Origin of the sequence: Acidovorax sp. Root219 (assembly GCF_001428665.1) — a bacterium.
Taxonomy (GTDB): Bacteria; Pseudomonadota; Gammaproteobacteria; order Burkholderiales; family Burkholderiaceae_C; genus Acidovorax.
In genome coordinates this window covers 87,615-107,421 of record NZ_LMIJ01000008.1, presented here as the reverse complement: position 1 = coordinate 107,421, position 19,807 = coordinate 87,615, and the positions used below count along the sequence as shown (strand labels likewise).

Annotated in this window: 16 protein-coding genes; 10 read left to right on the top strand and 6 right to left on the bottom strand. The window is 64.9% G+C overall.

What is annotated here, in order from left to right; all coding sequences use genetic code 11:
• The coding region (locus tag ASE28_RS07810; protein ID WP_057266144.1) for a hypothetical protein at nucleotides 1–273 on the bottom strand (273 nt) is incomplete at its 3' end.
• Between the two features lie 438 nt (nucleotides 274–711).
• Between ASE28_RS07810 and ASE28_RS07805 the strand changes: the two genes are divergently transcribed.
• Nucleotides 712–1,149 (top strand): CBS domain-containing protein, encoded by a 438-nt coding sequence (locus tag ASE28_RS07805; RefSeq protein WP_057199675.1) that lies wholly within the window; start codon nucleotides 712–714, stop codon nucleotides 1,147–1,149.
• A 76-nt stretch (nucleotides 1,150–1,225) separates the two neighbouring features.
• Here the strand turns inward: ASE28_RS07805 and ASE28_RS07800 are convergent, their stop codons facing one another.
• The 4 genes from ASE28_RS07800 to ASE28_RS07785 all read right to left on the bottom strand — a co-directional run bounded on the left by ASE28_RS07800 (nucleotide 1,226) and on the right by ASE28_RS07785 (nucleotide 5,315).
• Nucleotides 1,226–2,047 carry an ABC transporter ATP-binding protein gene (locus ASE28_RS07800; protein WP_057265987.1) on the bottom strand — a complete coding sequence of 274 codons (822 nt, stop codon included), beginning with the start codon at nucleotides 2,045–2,047 and terminating at the stop codon, nucleotides 1,226–1,228.
• Nucleotides 2,044–2,982 (bottom strand): nitrate ABC transporter permease, encoded by a 939-nt coding sequence (gene ntrB, locus ASE28_RS07795; RefSeq protein ID WP_057199677.1) that lies wholly within the window; start codon nucleotides 2,980–2,982, stop codon nucleotides 2,044–2,046. The genes ASE28_RS07800 and ntrB overlap by 4 nt, the downstream gene beginning before the upstream one ends.
• A 56-nt stretch (nucleotides 2,983–3,038) precedes the next feature.
• Nucleotides 3,039–4,283, bottom strand: coding sequence for a CmpA/NrtA family ABC transporter substrate-binding protein (locus ASE28_RS07790; protein WP_057199678.1), 1,245 nt, complete (start codon nucleotides 4,281–4,283; stop codon nucleotides 3,039–3,041).
• Nucleotides 4,284–4,688: 405 nt separating this feature from the next.
• On the bottom strand, nucleotides 4,689–5,315 hold the full coding sequence (locus ASE28_RS07785; RefSeq protein ID WP_057199679.1) for an ANTAR domain-containing response regulator: 627 nt from the start codon (nucleotides 5,313–5,315) through the stop codon (nucleotides 4,689–4,691).
• Nucleotides 5,316–5,522: 207 nt separating this feature from the next.
• On the opposite strand from ASE28_RS07785, the gene ASE28_RS07780 reads away from it, so the two are divergent.
• The 3 genes from ASE28_RS07780 to ASE28_RS07770 all read left to right on the top strand — a co-directional run bounded on the left by ASE28_RS07780 (nucleotide 5,523) and on the right by ASE28_RS07770 (nucleotide 8,720).
• The gene (locus ASE28_RS07780; protein ID WP_057199680.1) at nucleotides 5,523–6,683 is read left to right on the top strand and encodes a branched-chain amino acid ABC transporter substrate-binding protein; all 1,161 of its coding nucleotides are present in this window, start codon (nucleotides 5,523–5,525) and stop codon (nucleotides 6,681–6,683) included.
• 107 nt (nucleotides 6,684–6,790) lie between these two features.
• Nucleotides 6,791–7,312: an adenylyl-sulfate kinase gene (cysC, locus tag ASE28_RS07775; protein ID WP_235514206.1), complete on the top strand. Its 522-nt coding sequence runs from the start codon at nucleotides 6,791–6,793 to the stop codon at nucleotides 7,310–7,312.
• A gap of 238 nt (nucleotides 7,313–7,550) precedes the next feature.
• Nucleotides 7,551–8,720, top strand: coding sequence for a hypothetical protein (locus ASE28_RS07770; RefSeq protein WP_082607981.1), 1,170 nt, complete (start codon nucleotides 7,551–7,553; stop codon nucleotides 8,718–8,720).
• A 5-nt stretch (nucleotides 8,721–8,725) separates the two neighbouring features.
• Here ASE28_RS07770 and ASE28_RS07765 read toward each other — a convergent pair whose 3' ends face one another.
• On the bottom strand, nucleotides 8,726–10,069 hold the full coding sequence (locus tag ASE28_RS07765; RefSeq protein ID WP_057265984.1) for a phenylacetate--CoA ligase family protein: 1,344 nt from the start codon (nucleotides 10,067–10,069) through the stop codon (nucleotides 8,726–8,728).
• Nucleotides 10,070–10,147: 78 nt separating this feature from the next.
• On the opposite strand from ASE28_RS07765, the gene tsaD reads away from it, so the two are divergent.
• From tsaD to ASE28_RS07735, 6 genes are all read left to right on the top strand, one after another.
• The gene (gene tsaD / locus ASE28_RS07760) at nucleotides 10,148–11,197 is read left to right on the top strand and encodes a tRNA (adenosine(37)-N6)-threonylcarbamoyltransferase complex transferase subunit TsaD (protein ID WP_057265981.1); all 1,050 of its coding nucleotides are present in this window, start codon (nucleotides 10,148–10,150) and stop codon (nucleotides 11,195–11,197) included.
• 224 nt (nucleotides 11,198–11,421) lie between these two features.
• Nucleotides 11,422–13,062 (top strand): bluetail domain-containing putative surface protein, encoded by a 1,641-nt coding sequence (locus ASE28_RS07755; protein ID WP_057265979.1) that lies wholly within the window; start codon nucleotides 11,422–11,424, stop codon nucleotides 13,060–13,062.
• A 21-nt stretch (nucleotides 13,063–13,083) separates the two neighbouring features.
• Entirely contained in the window at nucleotides 13,084–14,661 is a 1,578-nt protein-coding gene (locus ASE28_RS07750; RefSeq protein ID WP_057265977.1) for a bluetail domain-containing putative surface protein, read from the top strand.
• Nucleotides 14,662–14,683: 22 nt separating this feature from the next.
• Entirely contained in the window at nucleotides 14,684–16,252 is a 1,569-nt protein-coding gene (locus ASE28_RS07745) for a bluetail domain-containing putative surface protein (RefSeq protein ID WP_057265975.1), read from the top strand.
• A 113-nt stretch (nucleotides 16,253–16,365) separates the two neighbouring features.
• A complete protein-coding gene (locus ASE28_RS07740) occupies nucleotides 16,366–17,949 on the top strand; it encodes a bluetail domain-containing putative surface protein (RefSeq protein ID WP_057265973.1) in 1,584 nt (527 codons plus the stop codon).
• 114 nt (nucleotides 17,950–18,063) lie between these two features.
• Nucleotides 18,064–19,719 (top strand): hypothetical protein, encoded by a 1,656-nt coding sequence (locus ASE28_RS07735; protein ID WP_057265970.1) that lies wholly within the window; start codon nucleotides 18,064–18,066, stop codon nucleotides 19,717–19,719.
• Nucleotides 19,720–19,807 lie beyond the last annotated feature (88 nt).

Sequence of the window (19,807 nt, the reverse complement as noted above, 5' to 3'; positions counted from 1 at the left end):
GGAAGAGATCTGGCCGGTGCGCACGGCATCGGCAGCCTGGGCACGCACGGCAGCGCGGTCGGCCGTGGACTTGTAGGTCACCACACGCGAACCAGCGGGTTCCAGGCTGCGGGTCTTGGCGACTGCGGACGCTTCTGCCACCACTTCGGCGCGGGTGCGGCTGGTGTCGAACTTGGTGGCGAATTGCGAAGCATCGGCTTCGTCGGCCTGGGCACCGAACGATGCGAAAGCGGCAACAGCGGCGATGGAGAGGAAGCGTGCGGTCGTGTTCATGATGAAAGTCCTTGAAGGTAAAAGCGTCTCAAAAAAACCGGAACGGCTGCGAAACAAATGAAGCTGCTGAACCGGGTTCGGTGAGTCGCCTTGCGGGTTCGGCTCATCGATGGGTTGAACTGTACGTCTGCGGTGTTCAGAGAAAAACCACTGAGTCGCAAACTAACTGTTCCGGTATCAGAAACAATCCACAGAGTTCCTGCGGTGCTCAGCAGGCCGGTTCCCGGGGGAGTCAGCGCGTTGAACATGGGTGTATCGTGCCGGGTTAACCCTGGTGCAGGGTCTCGCAACGGTTTCGTTTCTTTTCGGTTTGTTTCGACCGCAGCGCAGTGCAACAGCGCAGAAACATCGGCGTGGAGTGCTTCGGCTTGCGCTCGTGGAGCAGATGGGCTGAAATGAGCCTGTGCCCCGTTCCACGTCTTTCAGAGGGAGGTTTCCATGACCGTCGTAGCCAAGATTCTCCAGTCCAAGCCTGACTCCACCGTGCACACCATCCGGCCCACCGATTCCGTGCTCTCTGCCCTGCAGCTCATGGCCGACAAGGGCATCGGCGCCCTGGTGGTCACCGAAGGGGACGCCATCGTGGGCATCTTCACCGAGCGCGACTATGCGCGAAAGATCGCCCTCCTGGGCCGCACCTCTGCCGCCACGCTGGCGCGCGACGTGATGACCAGCGCCGTGCGCTTCGTGCGGCCCGACCAGACCAGCGAGCAGTGCATGCAGATCATGAGCACCGGACGCCTGCGCCACCTGCCCGTGGTGGACGGCGGCAAGCTCGTGGGCATGATCTCCATCGGTGACCTGGTCAAGGACATCATCTCGGAGCAGAAATTCATCATCGAGCAGTTGGAGCAGTACATCTCCGGCGCGCACTGAGCATGAAAAAAGGCGTTGGCCACACAGGTCCAACGCCTTTGCGCAGGTGCCGCACCGGCGAGCCGGTGCAAGGTCTTCAAGCCGCTTTCTCGACGTGCCCCTGGCGCGTGTAGAGGAAATCGATCACCGCCTTGCGGTAGTGCACGTACTGCGGGTCTTCGGCCAGTTCCACGCGCTTGCGCGGGCGGGCCAGGTCGACCTGCAGCACCTCGCCGATGGTGGCGGCCGGGCCGTTGGTCATCATCACGATCTTGTCGGACAGCAGCACGGCTTCGTCCACGTCGTGCGTGACCATCACCACGGTGCTTTGCGTGCGCGCCACGATCTCCAGCAGTTCGTCCTGCAGTTTGGCGCGGGTCAGGGCATCCAGGGCGCCGAAGGGCTCGTCCATCAGCAGCACCTGGGGTTCCATCGACAAGGCGCGGGCGATGCCCACGCGCTGCTTCATGCCGCCGGAGATCTCGCCGGGGCGCTTCTGGCCGGCGTGCGTGAGGCCCACCAGGGCCAGCGCCGCATCGGTGCGCGCCTTGAGTTCGGCCTTGCTTTCGCGGCCGCTGAATACGCGCTCCACCGCCAGGTAGACGTTGTCGAAGCAGGTCAGCCAGGGCAGCAGCGAATGGTTCTGGAACACCACGGCGCGCTCGGGGCCCGGGCCCTTGATCTCCTTGTTGGCGCACAGCAGGACGCCGGCCGTGGGCGTGGTCAGGCCGGCGATCAGGTTCAGGAGCGTGGACTTGCCGCAGCCCGAGTGGCCGATCAGCGCCACGAACTCGCCCTTGGCGATGGTCAGGTCGATCCCCTTGAGCGCGGGGAACAGGCCCTTGGCGGTCTTGAAGGTCTGCTCGACCCCTTGCACCTGGATGAACTTGGCCGATTGCGATGCGGTAGCGGTAGTCATGCCTTCACCTCTTCGAATGTGAATGCGGTGGCCAGCTTGATGAGCGCGAACTCCAGCGCCAGCCCCACGATGCCGATCACGAAGATCGCGATGATGATGTTCTTGACGTTCAGGTTGTTCCACTCGTCCCAGACCCAGAAGCCGATGCCTACGCCGCCGGTCAGCATCTCGGCGGCCACGATCACCAGCCAGGCCGTACCCACGGCCAGGCGCACGCCAGTCAGCATGTAGGGCAGCACGGCGGGGAACAGGATCTTGGTGGCGATCTTCCACTCCGAGAGGTTGAGCACGCGGGCTACGTTCATGTAGTCCTGCGGTACGCGCTGCACGCCCACGGCGGTGTTGATGATCATGGGCCAGATGGAGCAGATGAAGATGGTCCAGATGGCGGCGGGGTTGGCGCCCTTGAACACCAGCAGGCCGATGGGCAGCCAGGCCAGCGGCGACACCGGGCGCAGCAGGCTGATCAGCGGGTTGAACATGCGCGACAGGAAGTTGAAGCGCCCGATCACGAAGCCCGCGGGGATGCCGACAATTGCCGCCAGGCCGAAGCCCACGGCCACGCGCTCCAGCGACATCAGCACGTTCCAGCCCACGCCCTGGTCATTGGGGCCATTGCGGTAGAAGGGGTTGCTGAAGATCTCCAGGGCCTGCGCCCAGGTTTCCAGCGGGCCGGGGATGCTCTTGCCGGTGGTGGTGGATACCACGGCCCACACGCCGATCAGCAGGCCCAGGCCGCACAGCGGTGGCAGCACGGCCATCCAGAAGGCGCGTGAAAGTGCCGCCCAGTCGCGGGGCGCGCGCTGGGCAGGAAGGGGCCTGGCATCCGCTTCCTTGCGGGCCTCGTTGTGGCTGGCCGCAATGCGCGCAGGGGCCGCAGCGGGGGTATCGGCCGGCAAAGCGGCGGGAGGGGAGTGGAAGACGGCACTGACCATGGTGGATCTCCTGTGCAGGTGGCAATGGGGGGGGCGGTTTGGGTGGCTCTGCGGCCTCAGGCCTTGATCTTGAAGCCGTCGGCGTACTTGGCGGGGTCCTTGCCGTCCCAGACGACACCGTCCATGAGCTTGCTGGTCCGCATGGCGTCCTTGGGCACATTGATCTTCATGGCGCTGGCCACCGATTTGTACAGATCCACCTGGTTGATCTGTTTGGCCACGGCCAGGTAGTCCGGGTGGCTCTTGAGCAGGCCCCAGCGCTTGTGCTGGGTGAGGAACCACATGCCGTCGGACAGGTAGGGGAAGTTCACCGCACCATCGTTGAAGAACTTCATGTGGTTGGGATCGTCCCAGGTCTTGCCCATGCCGTTCTGGTAGCGGCCCAGGATGCGCTGGTTGATCGCGTCCACGCTGGTGTTGATGTAGGCCTTCTGGGCCACGGTCTCGGCCATCTTCATCTTGTTGGACAGGCTGGCGTCGATCCACTGGCTGGCTTCCAGAATCGCCATCATCACGGCGCGCGTCGTGTTGGGGTTCTTCTTCACGAACTCGGCGGTGGTACCGAGCACCTTCTCGGGGTGGTCCTTCCAGATGTCCTGTGTGGTGTTCGCCGTGATGCCGATGCCATCCATGATGGCCCGGTGGTTCCAGGGTTCGCCCACGCAGAAGCCGTCCATGTTGCCCACGCGCATGTTGGCCACCATCTGCGGTGGCGGCACGGTGATCAGCTTGGCGCCCGACAGCGGGTTGATGCCTGCGGCGGCCAGCCAATAGTGCATCCACATCGCGTGCGTGCCGGTGGGGAAGGTGCCGGCAAAGGTGTACTCGCGCTTTTCCTTTTCCATGAGCTTGGCCAGGGAGGGGCCGTCCACGGCGCCCTTGTCCGCAATCGCCTTGGACAGCGAGATGGCCTGCCCGTTGTTGTTCAGGCTCATCAGCACGGCCATGTCCTTCTTGGGGCCGGCCGTGCCCAGGTGCACGCCGTAGACCAGGCCATACAGCACGTGAGCGAAGTCGAGTTCACCGTTGACCAGCTTGTCGCGCACGCCGGCCCAGCTGGCTTCCTTGGTGGGGATGATGGTCACGCCGTACTTCTTGTCGAAGCCCAGCACCGAGGCCATCACCACGCTGGCGCAGTCGGTCAGCGGGATGAAGCCGATCTTCACTTCTTTCTTCTCGGGCGCATCGGAGCCCTGTGCGTGAACAAGAGCGCGCAGCGCTGGGCTCACGCCCACGGCGCCCACGGTGGCTGCCTGCAGCACGGTGCGGCGGTTGAGACTGGTTTTGAGCAGATCGGTCATGGGGCTCCCCTGGTGGCGTGAAAAACAAAAAAGGCGTCCCCCCGGCGCTCGGGCTGCTGCAACTTCACAAAGAAAGTCACGCAGCGCCGAGCGCGGGTGGGACGCCTGTGTCCGGTGGCGAGAGGTACCTGCCCGCCATTGGGTAGGAGCCTCTCATCGAAGACCGTCGTTGGTCTTGATCAGTTCATGCAAGCCCTGTGCCAGCTTTCCTGTGCACCAACCTGCTATTCATTCAATAGCATTCTGGTGAATGCGGTAGAGGGGCTTTGCAAGCTTGCACCACAAGATGGCAGGCCGGTGGCAGTGGTGCAGGCTGCACGCATCTTGTGCGGTGCACCATTCCGGCTCCGAAAATAGGTGGCGTGCTGCGCGGCGGGGCGTCGGCGCAGGATGCGCCGCAGGCGATCAGCCCAGCAGATCGGCTACGTCGAGCATGCGCTGGGCCACGTCGGCCAGCTTGAGGCCCTTGTCCATGGCCGTCTTGCGCAGCTTTTCATAGGCGGCCTGCTCGCTCAGGCCCTGGCGCTCCATCAGCAGGCCCTTGGCGCGGTCGATGGTCTTGCGGTCCTTGAGCTCGGTCTTGGCGTCGGCCAGTTCGGCGCGCAATGCCTGCTCGTGCTGAAAGCGTGCCATTGCCACATCCAGGATGGGGCGGATGCGCTGGGGCGCCAGGCCCGCCACGATGTAGGCCGAGACGCCGGCGGCCACGGCCGCCTTCACGTGCGAGGTGTCCTCGTCATTGGTGAACATGACGATGGGGCGGCGCTCGTCGCGCGTGGCCATCACCACATGCTCCAGCGCATCGCGCGCCTCGCTCTCGGCGTCCACGATGATGAGGTCCGGCTGCAATTGCGCCAGGCGTTCGCTCAAAAACACGTCGGCCGGCAGCGTGGCCACCAAGTTGAAGTTGTTTTCCAACAGGCCGATGCGCAGCGCCCGCGAGCGCTCTGCCTGCAGCAGGGCATGCTCGTCGTCGGGGTCGGCGACCGCCAGATCGGGGGCAACCACCACTATGCGCAAGGCCTCATTCATGCCTTCAGCATAGCAAGATTTACGCCACAAATTGGTGCGCCGGGCTGGTGCGCGGAGGGTGTCTACCCTTGCTTGCGCGGCTGTGCCCCTTTCAGGGCCTGAAACTTGCTAATAGAGTGTGTATTGGGAGGGCATACCCGATAGCGCCTCTTGGCGGCGTCGCATATACATCCGGTCACATTGACATACAGATATGGAGTTTCCTGCATGAACCAGCCCATCGACCGGCGCCGATTTTCGGCCAGCCTGGCCCTCACCGCCGTGGCCACCACCGCCTTGTTGGCGGGCTGCGGCAAAGTGCCCGACACCATCAAGATCGGGGTCGCCCAGCCCCTGAGCGGGCCCCTGGCCGCCCTGGGGCAGGACTTGCTCAACGGGGTGAACCTGGCCGTTGCCGAGCTCAACAAGGGCGGCTACACCGTGGACGGCAAGCGCGTGACGCTGGAGGTGGTGTCCGTGGACGACAAGGCCGACGCCGCCACCGGCAAGACCGTGGCCCAGCAACTGGTGGATGCCGGTGTGGTGGCAGTCATCGGCCACCTGAATTCGGGCGTGAGCATCGAGACCGCGCCCATCTACGCGGCCAAGGACATCCCGCAGATCGCCATCTCCACCAACCCCAAGTTCACGCAGCTGGGCTTTCCCACCACCTTCCGCATGGTGGCCAACGACACCCTGCAGGCGCGCGCCATCGGCTCGTTCGCCGCCACGCAGCTGGGCGCCAGCCGCTATGCAGCGCTGGACGACGGCACCCCCTACGGCAAGGGCCTGGCCGACGGCGCTGCCGAGCAGCTCAAGGCCGAGAAGAAGGAAGTCGTGGTGCGCAAGTCCTTCGACGACAAGACCACGGCCTTCGACGCCCTGGCCGGCGAACTCAAGGCGGCCAAAGTCGAGGTGATCGTCTCCACCCTGAATGACTTCCAGGCCATTGCCCTGCTGGAGGCTCTCAAGAAGGTCGACCACACCAAGGTGCGCCTCCTGGGCGGCGACACCATCAAGACCACCGACATGGCCAAGGGCGCCGGCATCGTGGAAGGCATCTACGCCACCTCGCCCGTGCTGGAGGCCAAGGAGTTCACCACCGGCAAGCCCTTCCTCGAAAAGTACGTGGCCGAGTTCAAGAAGGCCCCGGCCTATGGCGGCCACTACAGCTACGACAGCACCTACGTGCTGTCTGCCGCGATCCAGAAGGCCAAGTCCGCCGCCCCCAAGGACATCACCAAGGCCATGCACAGCATCAACGGCTACGCACCGGTGATCGGCACCATGACCTGGGACGACAAGGGCGAGCAGCGCTACGGCGCCGTGGGCGTGTACGAGCTGCGCGGCGGCGGGTGGGAACTGCGCATGCGCTCGGACCGCTGGTAAGAACGAAGGCCAGGGAGACGCCTGCTCTTTTTTGGGTGCTGGACGGAGCCGTGGCTGGCATAGTAGGAGGTGGATCATTTCCCGACCTACCCAGCCCGGAGCCCTGTTTGAACCCCCTCGTCTACTGGATCACCGGCCTGCCCGCCGCAGGCAAGACCACCCTGGCCACCGCGCTGGCCCAGGCCATCAACCAGGCCGGCGGCCGGGCCTGCGTGCTCGATGGCGACGAGCTGCGCAAGGGCCTGTGCTCCGACCTGGGGCTGTCTGCCGCCGACCGGGCCGAGAACATCCGGCGCGCAGGCGAGGTGGCGCGGCTGATGGCCCACAACGGCATGACCGTGGTGTGCGCCTTTGTTTCCCCCTTCGAGACCGACCGCCAGCGGGTGCGCGCCCTGTTTGCTCCCGGTGAGTTCCATGAAATTCACCTGAGCACTTCGGTGGATGAGTGCGCCCGGCGCGATCCCAAGGGCCTGTATGCGCGCGCCAGGGCGGGGCTGATCACCGGCCTGACCGGCCTGGATGGTGCCTATGAGGCGCCGCTCGCCCCCGAGTCGCAATACGACACCCAGACCACGGCGGTGGCCGCTATGGTGCAGCAATTGCTGGCGGCGCGCACTGCGCGAGCCTGACCCAGGCCGCGTATCCCAGCCCAGGCGGTCGGCAGGTGTTGCACGAATCTTTACAGGAACTTCCCTGCCGATTGCCCCTCTGAGCCTCGCCACGCCCGTATGGCGGGACAGGGCCGCGTCTTGGTGTGCGGCATGTCCTACAGGGCGTAGTGGTTGAAGGTTATTGTTTATAACTGAATGGGTGGGCGCCCGCTGGGCGCTTTTTGCTGGCTGTCTGGTTTTGCCTGGAGTGGTGTCGATGCGGTTTCTGGTTGTCTTGTGTCTTTCTGCGGTGGTGTCTCTGGCCCACGCTGCCAATTTCGTTTCGCTTCACCAGTCGCCGCTGCGCATCGCGCTGCCCCCTGCCACCGGCAGCTACGACTACACCTTCAATACCAAGATCGGCTTCAAGCAGCAGTACGCGCCTGAAGGCGTCACCGGCTGCGCCATCGGGTACTCCACCGGGGGCTGTGCCTTCCCGGGCGGCGGATCGCTGGCGTTGCCCGAGTTCACCGGCTACCAGCTGCAGTACAAGGAATTCAAGATCTACATCCCTGCGGGCAGCCGCTCGTTCATGTTCTCGGGTTATGCGCCGCAGGCCACCGAGTCCGCCTTCGCCCTGCGTTACGGCTCGGCGCCGGTCCGTGAAGCGGCCCTGGGCACAGCGGAGTACCAGGCCGTCAAGAGCACCGAACAGATCGACACCACGTTCTCGCGGCTGGTCAACGAGCCTGCCGCCGACCACCTGGTGGTGCACGATGGCGGTGGCACGGTGCGCTTCGTGGGCGGGCAGCTCGATGCCAGCAAGGGCAGCACCAGCCAGGGCAACTGGCTGTATGTGCGCCAGCTGAGCGGCACCCCGCTGTACGACATCCAGGGCGCGATCGACGTGGACTTGGCAAAGTACGCGGCTGGTTACGCGGCGATTGTCTGGACCACCTCGACCTACCCCGACCCGGTCGATGCGCCCAGCCCCGCCACGGGCACCGTCAGCACCACCGACCAGCAGACAACTGCGGCAACCACGACCACTGCGTCGGCCTCTGTCGCAACGCTTGCAACTGCGGTGCTGTCCACTGCCGGCCAGCCCCTGCAACTGGGTATCACCCTGGCGCAAACGGCGGCGGATGTGGCGGCCAACCCCAAGATCAGCGCCTGGGTGGCGGCACGCATCCCCGCCAATGGCCAAAGCTTCCTGTCCGACCTGTGGTTCTTCCGCAAGGGCGACGGCACCTGGGCCAGCCAGGTGCCGGCCGATGCGGAGGCCGTTGCCTTCGCAAGCCAGGTGGCGAACACCGCCACGCTCCGGTTCACGCCCTCGCTGGACTTCACGGAGGCGGAAATGCGCGCGGTCAATGCCGAGGTCCATTTCGGCTACAAGACCAGCACGGGCGCGTTCGTGAGCAAGGGCAAGATCTGGCCGCAATAAGCCTTTCAACGGGTTGAGGGGGGTGGTTCGAAGGCGCGGTCCACGCGCTCGAACTCCTCGCGCTTGCGCCCCGGCGGCCAGTCGATGCGGGCCAGGTGCTCCACGTGCAAGGGCAGGTCGGCCAGTCCATTGGCGGCGAACACCGCACGCACGGCGGCCTGCTCGTCTGCCGTGAGCGCACGGGGCGCCTCGATCTGCAGCTGCAGCGTGCCGTCCGCGTACTGGCGCATGCGGAAGGCGCGTATGGGCTCGATGTGGCCCAGCTCGTCGCCCAGAAAGGGCATGGGCATCAAGCCCTTGTCGGTCTGTACCTGGTGCCGGGTGCGACCCCCCAAGCGCGCGATCACGGGCAGCACCATGCCGCAGCTGCACGGCGCACCCCACTCGGCGATGTCGCCCAGCTCGTAGCGCAGGATGGGCATGGCAAAGCTGTGCAGGCTGGTCACGAGTACGCGGCCTGGTACGCCCACGGGGCAGGGCTTGCCCTCTCCATCCACGATCTCCATGAGGGTCGTTGCGCCCAGCAGGTGCAGGTGGTCGTGCACCGGGCACTGCAGCGCGATCCAGCCGGTCTCCTCGCACGAATAGCGGTCGATGATCCTCGCGCCAAAAGCCTGCAGGCACAGCGCCCGCTGGCCGGGCGTGACCCGTTCGGATTGCGAGATCACCTGCCGGATGGGCAAGTGCACGCCCCTCGCCAGCGCCAGCCGCGCCAGCTCTGCCGCAGCCATCGGGCTGCACTTGAGGTAGTCGGGCCGGTGCGCGAGCAGCCAGTCCAGGTGCGACTCCATGCCATGCTGGGTGATGTTGCGCACCACGCAGGGGCCGCGCATGCCCAATGCGGCGTACATGTCGCCCCAGCTGTCGCGCGTGCCGTCGGTGAGGCCGGTGCCCAGCACGGCAATCTTGCGCGCTGCATCGCGCTGGTGCCATTGGGCCTCCATCCAGGAGATGGCGGCATACAGGGGCGAGTACATGGCGCTGGCCTTTTCCACACGCACGGGCTCGCCGGTGGAGCCCGAGGTGGTCGATGTGGCGATGCCCGCCTCCTCCAGGCCGGGCCAGCGCGCGCGTGCCTGGGCAAAGTGCGTCTGCAGATCGGCGCGGGTGAGCAGCGGCAGGCGTGCCAGCACTGCGCCGGGTGAGGCCTCAGCGGGCCACCCGGCCGCCTCCAGGCGCTCGCGCCAGAAGGGGGAGTGCTGGTGGGCATGGCGCATCAGCGTGTGCAGCTGGCGCTGCTGCAGGGCCTGGTACTCCGCAGGTGCCACTCGCTCCCAGGCCCGCACCTGCTGGGCCAGGAGCAGCATCTGCGCTGCCTGGGGGGAATGGAAGTGGAGGACGTCGGCCATGGGGGTGAGGCTTGCAATGCGTGGGGTTGTCCGATTGTGGCGCCTTGCCACCATGGCCGGCGCTCTACACTCGGGGCCATGACGTTGTTGATATTGGGCATTGAGTCTTCCTGCGATGAAACCGGCGTGGCCCTGGTGGAAACGCGCGTGGAGGGCCAGGTGCCCGCACTGCTTTCCCACGCGCTGCACAGCCAGATCGAAATGCACCAGGCCTATGGCGGCGTGGTGCCCGAGCTGGCCAGCCGCGACCACATCCGCCGCGTGCTGCCGCTGGCCAGCCAGGTGCTGGCCGAGTCCGGCAAGAGCCTGGCCGACGTGGACGTGGTGGCCTACACCCGTGGCCCGGGCCTGGCCGGTGCGCTGCTGGTGGGTGCCGGTGTGGCATGTGCCCTGGGCGCCGCTTTGGGCAAGCCCGTGCTGGGCGTGCACCACCTGGAGGGGCACCTGCTCTCGCCCTTTTTGAGCGCCGACCCACCCGAGTTCCCCTTCGTCGCGCTGCTGGTGTCCGGCGGGCACACCCAGCTCATGCGCGTGGACGGCGTGGGCCGCTACGAGATCCTGGGCGAAACCATCGACGACGCGGCCGGCGAGGCCTTCGACAAGTCGGCCAAGCTCATGGGCCTGGGCTATCCGGGCGGCCCCGCGCTCTCCAAATTGGCCGAGCAGGGCGATGCCACGGCTTTCAAGCTGCCACGGCCGTTGCTGCACAGTGGCAACCTGGACTTTTCGTTCGCCGGCCTCAAGACCGCCGTGCTCACGCAGGCGAAAAAGCTCGGCGACGAGCTCGAACCGCGCAAGGCTGACCTGGCCGCGAGCACCGAGGCAGCCATCGTCGAGGTGCTGGTGAAGAAGACCCTCGCTGCCTTGAAGCAGACGGGCATGAAGCGCGTGGTCGTGGCCGGCGGCGTGGGTGCCAACCGCCACCTGCGCAACCAGCTCAACGAAGCCTGTGCCAAAAACAAGGTGCGCGTGCACTACCCCGAGCTGCACCTGTGCACCGACAACGGCGCCATGATCGCCATGGCGGCTGCCATGCGGCTGGAGTCGGGGCAGCAGCAGGCCAGCACCGAGTACGCCTTCGATGTGAAGCCGCGCTGGCCGCTGGATTTGATCACGGCTGCGGCCTGACCGCTGGCCCCGGCGTGCCCCCGTGGGCGGCGCTCTGTTCGTGCGTTCCGCGTGGTCTGTGCTGCCCCAGCAGCGGGCCCGGCCTTTGGTGTCGAAAAGTTTCATTGTGACGGCGGGCACACCCTGGTGAACGGCTGCGGCTTACGCTTGCCGCATCAATCACCACCGCGCGGGAGGGTCCGATGCCGGCACAAATTTCTGGATCGTATGCAGAGGCTTCGGCGTTGTTCCGGGTTTTCTACGACGCGTCGCCCAGCCAAAGCACGTACGAGTATTTCGCCCAGACGATCAACGCAACCGGCGCCAACCCGGTGGCCCGCGCATTCGCGTCGCACGCCCAGTTCCAGGACCTGACCGAGGGCCAGTTGTCCACCATGCTGCTGGCCCGCATGGGCCTGCTGCCCAACGCCCCGTTGCAGGCCGAACTGACGAACTACCTGGCCACCGTCGGCAAGGCCAACGTGGGCATTGTGGCCTTGCAACTCGGCCAGATTCTGTCGGGCCTTGAAAACGCCACCGGCGACCTGGCCGTCTACGCACCTGCCGCGTTGCGCTGGAACAATGAACTGGCGGCTTCCCACCTCTACTCCAGCAACCCCGCGACCAACCGGGGGGCCGATCTGACGTACATGCCCGGCACCGGGGTCACCCTGTCGCTGACCGAGGGGAACGATGTCCTGTCCCCGGAGGCCACGCAACGCCAGTTCCAGACCACGGGCAACCACGACACCATCCTGGCCCTGGTGCCCGGCCAACTGGGCAGCGCAGACTCGATCAAGGACGGCGCTCGCATCGACAAGGACGTGCTGAAAGCCGCACTGGCGGCGGGGGAGCGGGTGACGCCTGCGTTGCAGTACATCGAAAAAGTGATGATCACCGCGGGCGCTGCGGCCCAGTTCGACGCCAGCCGGTCCACGGGCTTGCAGGAGGTGTGGGTGGATTCCGCTGCCGGGGCGGCCAGCTTGTCCGGCCTGGACCTGCGCACCACGGTGGGTGTCCAGAACTCCCAGGCCGGGGGGCCGTTGACGGTCAGCTATGCGGATGCCTCCGGTCCGTCGGACACCGCCAGCATCGACTTCGCCGGAGCCTCCGGTGCCGACGAGGTCATCATCACCGGCGGTGTGGAGAACATCAAGGTCAACAGTTCAGCGGGCAGCGTGGCTGGCGCTGCGGCCAACAGCGCCAGGCTGACCGCCCCATCGGCCGAGCAGATCGTGGTGACCGGCGGCCAGGCCCTGAACATCGCCGTGGACGGCGCCCATGTGGCGGTGATCGACGCCACCTACATGACCGGGGCCCTGGGCCTGACCTTCGCCACCACGGGCCTGACCTCGGTGGGCATCGCCGCAGGCAGGGGGGCAGACACTTTCATCATCAACGACGCATCGGGGGCCCGGGTGGTCATCGAGGCGGGCGATGGCGCAGATACCGTCACCATCGGTGCCGGCAATGCCCACCGGATTGCGCTGGGCGCTGGGGCGGATGTGCTGAACATCGCGGGCCTGGCAGGCGTTGCCGCCCGTGACCTGGAGGTCGGCACGGCCGCCGCGCTGGGCCGCTCTGCCATCGAGGTGACCGACTTCCTGAGCGGTACCGACATGATCCAGCTGACCAGCGCAACGCCCACGGGCAAGGCCGCCCCCAGCGCCGCACAGCTGGCCAGCATCACTGCATCGTCCTCGCTGCTGACCGCTGCAACCCTGGCCGCCACCACGGCGGGCGCCAACAAGGCCATTGCCTTCCGGTATGGAGCAGATACCTACATCCTCGTGAACGATGGCGCCGCCGCGCTGGGTGAGAACGACAGCCTGGTCAAGCTGACTGGCTTGACTGCCTTGGCCGATGCCTCGTGGACCTCGGCCTGATCGTCTTTTACGGAGTTTTTGATGGCACAGAATTTTCTCGATGAGCCCTACGTCGTCACGACGATCCTGAACCGGGTGTTCAATGACCAATCGCCTTCCTACACGGTGTACAACAACCAGTTGGCCTGGGTTGCTGCGAACGGTGTTCAGGCTTTCGCGTTGTCGTTCGGAGCGGCCCTTGCCGGTATGACAGAAGATGCCCTGTCCACCAAGCTTCTGGGCAACCTGGGCGTGCTGCCCAATGCAGGCCTGCAGACTGCCTTGCGGGACTACCTCGAAGTGGTGGGCAAGGCCAATGTCGGCATCGTCGCCCTGCAATTGGGCAAGATCCTCTCTGGGCTGGAACATGCCACGGGCGACCAGGCCGTGTTCAATGCGGCAGCGGTAGCTTGGAACAAGGAACTGGTGGACTCCTACCATTACTCCAGCAATCCTGCCAACACCGGCTATACCGGGGGGGAGCCTGAGATGCCTGTCACGGGCGTCACCATTGTGCTGACGTCCGGCGACGATGCGGTATCGCCGGCAGCGGCTGAGGCCAAATTCAAGAGCACTGCCAACAACGACACCTTCCTTGCGCGCACCGCAGGGCTCCTTTCAACCGCCGATGTGATCGATGGCGCTGCGGGCGTCGACACGATGATCGCGACCCTGGCCGCTGGCAGCACGGTGGCTCCACAGCTGCGCAACATCGAGAAAATATTCATCACCGCAGGATCGGGGGCCGCATTTGATGCCCGCAGTGCCTCCGGCCTGCAGGAACTCCGGATCGATGCTGCCGAGGGCCCGGCCACGTTCTCGGGTGTCCAACTGGACGCCGTCGTAGGCATCCAGAACTCCCTGGCCGGCGGTGCCTTGACAGTGAACTTCACCGGCGCTTCAGGTCCGGCGGATTCCGCCCATATCGTGCTGGCCGATGCCACGGGCCATGACGAGATCATCGTGGCGAATATCGAGTTCCTGACTGTGAGAAGCACTGCCGGCACGGTGGCCGCAACCACGGCCAACCAGGCCAAGATCAGTGCGGCCCAGGCGCAAGGCATCGTCATCCTCGGCGACCAGGCCTTGACCACCACGGTGACCGGCACCCAGGTGGCCGGGGTCGATGCAACCGCACTGACCAAGGCCCTGGGGCTGACGCTCGCCGGCACGAATGGCGTTGTCGTGTCGCTCAACGCCCAGGCCGCGCACAAGATTAACCTGGGTGCCGGTGCCGACACCGTGAAAATCATGGGCCTGGCGGGCGCCGAGGCCAAGGACATCAATCTCAGCACATCGGCCACACTGGCGGCTTCGGCCATCGAAGTGGCCGGCTTTGCCAGCGGCATCGACTCGATCCAGCTGGATGCTGCCAAGGGAACGGCGAAGGCGGTACCCGGCACAACGGACCTCGCCAGCATCGCTGCATCGGCGTCACTGCTGGACGCAACAGCCCTGGCCGCTACCACGGCAGGTGCCAACAAGGCCATCGCCTTTCGCTTTGGTGCAGACACCTACATCCTCGTCAATGACGCCACGGCGGCGCTGGGCGCCAACGACAGCCTAGTCAAGCTGACCGGTGTGATGGCACTGGCAAATGCCTCCTGGACCTCGGCCTGATTGGTCTCTGTCGGAGTTTTTGATGGCACAGAATTTTTTCGATGAGCCCTACGTCGTCATGACGATCCTGAACCGGGCGCTCACTGACAAATCGCCTAACTATGGGTCGTTCAACCACCAAGTGGCGCTTGCCGCTGAGAAGGGGGTGAACACAACTGCCCTGGAGTTTGGCGCCCTCTATGCAGGCGCGACGGACGACCAGTTGTCCACCCTGTTGCTGGGCAACCTGGGGCTGTTGCCCAACCCGGGCCTGCAGGCCTCCTTGGGGGAGTACCTGGTGTCAGTAGGCAAGGCCAACGTGGGCATGGTAGCCCTTCAATTGGGGCAGATCCTCTCGGGGCTGGAACATGCGACCGGCGACCTGGCCGTGTTCAATGCAGCTGCGGTGGCGTGGAACAAGGAACTGGTGGCTTCATACGCCTATTCTCTCGATCCAAACTGGGGAATGTCAGCCCCCGACACCGGCAACGAGCGCACTGGTGTCACCTTGTTTTTGACATCCGGAGACGATTTGCTATCGCCCACGGCACCCGAGGCCAAATTCAAGACCACGGATCTCAACGACACCATCCTGGCGACGACCGCAGGTTGGCTCTCGGTGTCCGATGCGATCGATGGTGGTGCGGGCATGGATACCCTGACGGCAACTCTGGGCGCAGGCACCAGCCTGGCGCCCTTGCTGCGCAATATCGAGAAGGTTGTCATTGCGGCGGGAGCGGGAGCAGAGTTTGGCGTTGCTGGAATCCCCTCGCTGCAGCAAGTTTGGCTCGGACCGTCTTCCGGCGACGCCACTTTCTTCGAGGTGGATCTGGCCACAACCGTGGGTGTTCAAAACAGCTCCACCGGCAGCACTCTGACGGTGAAATTTGCTGGCGCATCTGGACCATCGGACACGGGCAACATCGCCATTGCCAATTCCAGGGGCCAAAGTGAAATCGTCGTTGCCGCCATTGAAACCTTGAGAGTGACGAGCACGGGCGGCAATTCTTTTCAGCCCAACCATGCCAGGATCACTGCCCCTGATGCGCAGAAGATCATCATCGGCGGCGACGGCGCCCTGACCGCGACCGTGACGGGTTCCCATGTGTCCGTGATCGACGCATCGGCCCTCATCCAGGGGCTCGACCTGAAGCTCTCGACAACCAGTGGTGTCGCCGTCGCCATCAACACCCTTGCAGCCCGCAAGATCACTTTGGGCGCAGGGGGCGACACGCTGGCCATCACCGGCTTGGCGAGCCCTGCGGCCAAGGACATCGATCTCGGCACCTCCGCCGCACTGGCCGCGTCGACCATCGAAGTGTCCGAATTCGTGAGCGGCACCGACGTGGTCCGGCTGAGCAGCTACGTGGCGACGTCCAAGGCGGCACCCGGCGCAAAGGAGCTAGCCAGCATTGCTTCAGCGGCTTCGCTGCTGGACGCAACAGCCCTGGCCGCTACCACTGCGGGTGCCAACAAGGCAATCGCCTTCCGCTTTGGCGCCGACACCTACATCCTGGTCAACGACAGTGTGGCCGCATTGGGCGCCAATGACAGCCTCATCAAGTTGACCGGCGTTGCGGCGATGGCCGATGCCTCCTGGACCTCGGCGTGAAGGCGCGCCCAAAGCACCTTGGCGGCGAGGTGCCGCCATGCGCTGGCCTGAATTCTGAACCGCAGGGCTTCACCCCGTACTGCTCACCTGTTTGATTTTTTTGGAAGCTCTTGATGGCACAGACCTTTCTCGATGAACCCTATGTCGTCACGACGATCTTGAACCGGGTCTTCAACGACCAATCGCCTGCCCACGCGGTATACAACAACCAGGTGGCAAGGGCCACGTCGGTGGGCATCAACACTTTTGCCCTCTCTTTTGGCGCCAGCTTTACCAGCCTGACCGAGGACCAGTTGTCTACCAAGCTGCTTGGCAACCTGGGCTTGTTGCCGAATGCCGGCCTGCAGACTGCTTTGCGGGACTACCTGGTGTCCGTGGGCAAGGCCAGCGTGGGCATCGTCGCCATGCAGCTCGGGCAGATCCTGTCGGGGCTGGAGCGCGCCACGGGTGATCAGGCAGCATTCAATGCCGCTGCAATGGCATGGAACAAGGAACTGGTGGATTCCTACAAAGTCTCCAGCAACCCTGCCAATACCGGTCCCGCTGTGGGGACGGGTGAGCCGGACCCCGCCACGTTGAGCGTCACCCTTTCCTTGACCTCCGGTGACGATTCGATATCGCCTGCGGCTACCGAGGCCAAATTCAAGACAACGTCCAACAACGACACCCTGCTCGCAAGCACTGCAGGCTTTCTCTCGACGGCCGATTCCGTCGATGGCGCAGCCGGTACCGACACCCTGCGGGCCACCCTGGCGGCGGGCAGCACGGTGGCCCCCACGCTGAGCAACATCGAGAAGGTCTACATCACCGCAGGGGCGGGCGCTGAATTCAGCGCGGCTGGCACCACGGGCTTGACTGAGCTGTGGACCAATGGCGCAAGTGCCTCTGCCACGTTCTCTGGCGTGACCCTTGGGACCACGGTCGGGATCCAGAACTCCGTCGCGGGCGGCGCCTTGACCGTGAACTTCGCGAACGCCAACGGCCCGGTGGATGCGGCCACCTTCGCGCTGGCCGATGCCACGGGCAAGGACGAAGTCATCATGGCGAACATCGAAACCCTGAGCGTGAGAAGCACAGCCGGTACGATTGCGGGCACCACGGTCAACAGCGCCCGAATCACCGCCGCCCAGGCTGAAAAAATTGTCATCTGGGGCGACCAGGCCCTGACCACCACGGTGGCTGGCGCTCGGGTGGGCGTGGTCGATGCCACGGCGCTGACAAAGGCCCTGGGCCTGACGCTCGCTGGCACCAGCGGCGTTGCCGTGGCGGTCAATGCGCAGGCCGCCCACAAGATCACCTTGGGTGACGGCGCTGACACACTGAAAATCACGGGCCTGGCAGGCGATGCGGCCAAGGACATCAACCTCGGCACATCGACCACGCTGGCTGCTTCGGCCATCGAAGTAGCCGGCTTTGCCAGCGGCATCGACTCGATCCAGCTGGATGCTGCCAAGGTAACGGCGAAGGCGGTACTCGGCGCCACGGACCTCGCCAGCATCGCAGCATCGGCCTCGCTGCTGGACGCAACGGCCCTGGCCGCCACCACGGCGGGCACCAACAAGGCCATTGCCTTTCGCTACGGTACGGACACCTACATCCTGGTCAACGACGGCGTGGCTGCACTGAATGCCAATGACAGCCTCATCAAGCTCAGCGGGTTGAGCACATTGGCGGATTCTTCCTGGGGTGTCGCCTGACCAACCCATCAACCATTGCTGCTGCGTTGGCGTCGGCGTAGCGGACCTTTCCTCTGAGCGCGCCTGCGGTAGACCTCGTGATTTTATTGCCCCTCAAGGGGGCTGGAGCTTGAGATGGCCTTGCAACTTTCCAACAACCAGGCGGGTGTCCTGGCGCTGAACCGTGGGCTCAGCGACTGGTCGCCAAACTACGACGCCTACAACAACATGCTTGCTGCTGCGCAAGAGAATGGGCTAGATGGATTTGCATTGCAGTGGGGCAGCGGGTACAGCGGTCGGTCGGAAGATCTGATGTCCACCGTGTTGCTGACCAATCTTGGACTGCTGCCAAATGCTGGCCTGCAGTCCGCGTTGAGGGACTACCTGGTCGTGGTGGGCAAGACCAACGTGGGCATTGTCGCCGTGCAGTTGGGGAGCATCCTTTCGGGGCTGGAAGGCGCCACAGGCGACCAAGCCATCTATGCGGCCGCAGCGGCGCGATGGAACAGCGAACTGGCTGCTTCGCATGCCTATTCCAGCAACCCCGCAAACGGAATGGGACCTATAGGAAATCCCTACTTCAATGTGGGTACAGGGACCACGCTGACAGTGACCAACGGCGTGGATGTCCTGAGCGGCACCTTGTATGACGACGTTTTTCTGGCTCCTGCACCTGGGCTGCTGGGCTCTCCGGACATTCTCAACGGTGGGGGGGATGGCGGACGCGGGGACATGCTCATGGCCACGCTGGGCGGGGGTGAAGCCGTGGCGCCCAAGCTCTATGGCATTGAAACGGTCATCATCACCGCAGGCGAATCCGCCCATTTCAGTTCTGCCAATGCAACCGACATCAAGATGTTGTGGGGGGATGGGGCCACGCGCCCGGCCACGTTTGCAGACGTCAGCCTGAAGACCACCGTGGGCGTGCAGAACTCCCTGTCCGGCGGACCGCTGACCGTGAAGTTCGCGGGCGCCTCCGGCCTTCTGGACTCAGCCAACATCGTCCTGGCCGATGCGACGGGACTCGACGAGGTGATCGCGCCGGGCATCGAGCTACTGTCGGTCTACAGCTCTGCCGGCAATGTGGCAACCACCACCAACAACACCGCCAGGATCACGGCCGATGCTGCCGAGGAAATACGGATCTGGGGTGACCAGGCGCTGACCACCACCGTGACCGGCTCCCATGTGGAGGTCATCAATGCAACCGGGCTGACAGGGGCCCTGGACCTGGCGTTCACCACCACGGGAAGCACGCCGGTGGGCATCATCGGTGGCACGGCGGGCGACCGGATCAACGTCAACGAGGCTTCCGGTGGCAGAGTGGCCATTGACGCGGGTGCTGGTGACGATACCGTCATCGTCGGAGCCGCCAATGCCCACGAGGTCACCCTGGGCCGTGGAAGCGACACGTTGACGATCGTGGGTTTGGCGGGCGCCACCGCCCGCGATCTGGACACCAGTTCGGACGCTGCGCTGGGCCGGTCGTTCATTCGCGTGACGGATTTCGAAAGCGGGGTCGATGTGATCCGTCTGTTCGGTTCTGACTCGACGGCCAAGGCAGCCCCTGCCTCCGCGCAATTGGCCAGCATTGCGGCGGCGTCCTCGCTGCTGGACGCCGTGGCGTTGGCCGCCAGCACGGCGGGGGCCAACAAAGCCATTGCCTTCCGCTATGGTCTTGACACTTACATCCTGGTCAATGACGCTGCGGCTACGCTGGGTGCGAATGACAGCCTGGTCAAGCTCAGTGGGGTTTCTGCGCTGGTGGATGCGTCGTGGACGGTGGTTTGATGGAACCGCATGTGAACGGCCTCAGTGCGGAGCTGCGGGCGCTGCGTCTTTGCACGGGGTCGGTGTGTGTGGTTGCTGTGTGCTTTGC

Coding starts and splice junctions, on each gene's coding strand:
- ASE28_RS07745 (WP_057265975.1), top strand. CDS start 14,684: ATGGCACAGAATTTTTTCGATGAGCCCTACGTCGTCATGACGATCCTG.
- ASE28_RS07790 (WP_057199678.1), bottom strand. CDS start 4,283: ATGACCGATCTGCTCAAAACCAGTCTCAACCGCCGCACCGTGCTGCAG.
- ASE28_RS07800 (WP_057265987.1), bottom strand. CDS start 2,047: ATGACTACCGCTACCGCATCGCAATCGGCCAAGTTCATCCAGGTGCAA.
- tsaD (WP_057265981.1), top strand. CDS start 10,148: ATGACGTTGTTGATATTGGGCATTGAGTCTTCCTGCGATGAAACCGGC.
- ASE28_RS07785 (WP_057199679.1), bottom strand. CDS start 5,315: ATGAATGAGGCCTTGCGCATAGTGGTGGTTGCCCCCGATCTGGCGGTC.
- ASE28_RS07740 (WP_057265973.1), top strand. CDS start 16,366: ATGGCACAGACCTTTCTCGATGAACCCTATGTCGTCACGACGATCTTG.
- ASE28_RS07780 (WP_057199680.1), top strand. CDS start 5,523: ATGAACCAGCCCATCGACCGGCGCCGATTTTCGGCCAGCCTGGCCCTC.
- ASE28_RS07750 (WP_057265977.1), top strand. CDS start 13,084: ATGGCACAGAATTTTCTCGATGAGCCCTACGTCGTCACGACGATCCTG.
- ASE28_RS07770 (WP_082607981.1), top strand. CDS start 7,551: ATGCGGTTTCTGGTTGTCTTGTGTCTTTCTGCGGTGGTGTCTCTGGCC.
- ASE28_RS07765 (WP_057265984.1), bottom strand. CDS start 10,069: ATGGCCGACGTCCTCCACTTCCATTCCCCCCAGGCAGCGCAGATGCTG.
- ASE28_RS07805 (WP_057199675.1), top strand. CDS start 712: ATGACCGTCGTAGCCAAGATTCTCCAGTCCAAGCCTGACTCCACCGTG.
- ASE28_RS07735 (WP_057265970.1), top strand. CDS start 18,064: ATGGCCTTGCAACTTTCCAACAACCAGGCGGGTGTCCTGGCGCTGAAC.
- ntrB (WP_057199677.1), bottom strand. CDS start 2,982: ATGGTCAGTGCCGTCTTCCACTCCCCTCCCGCCGCTTTGCCGGCCGAT.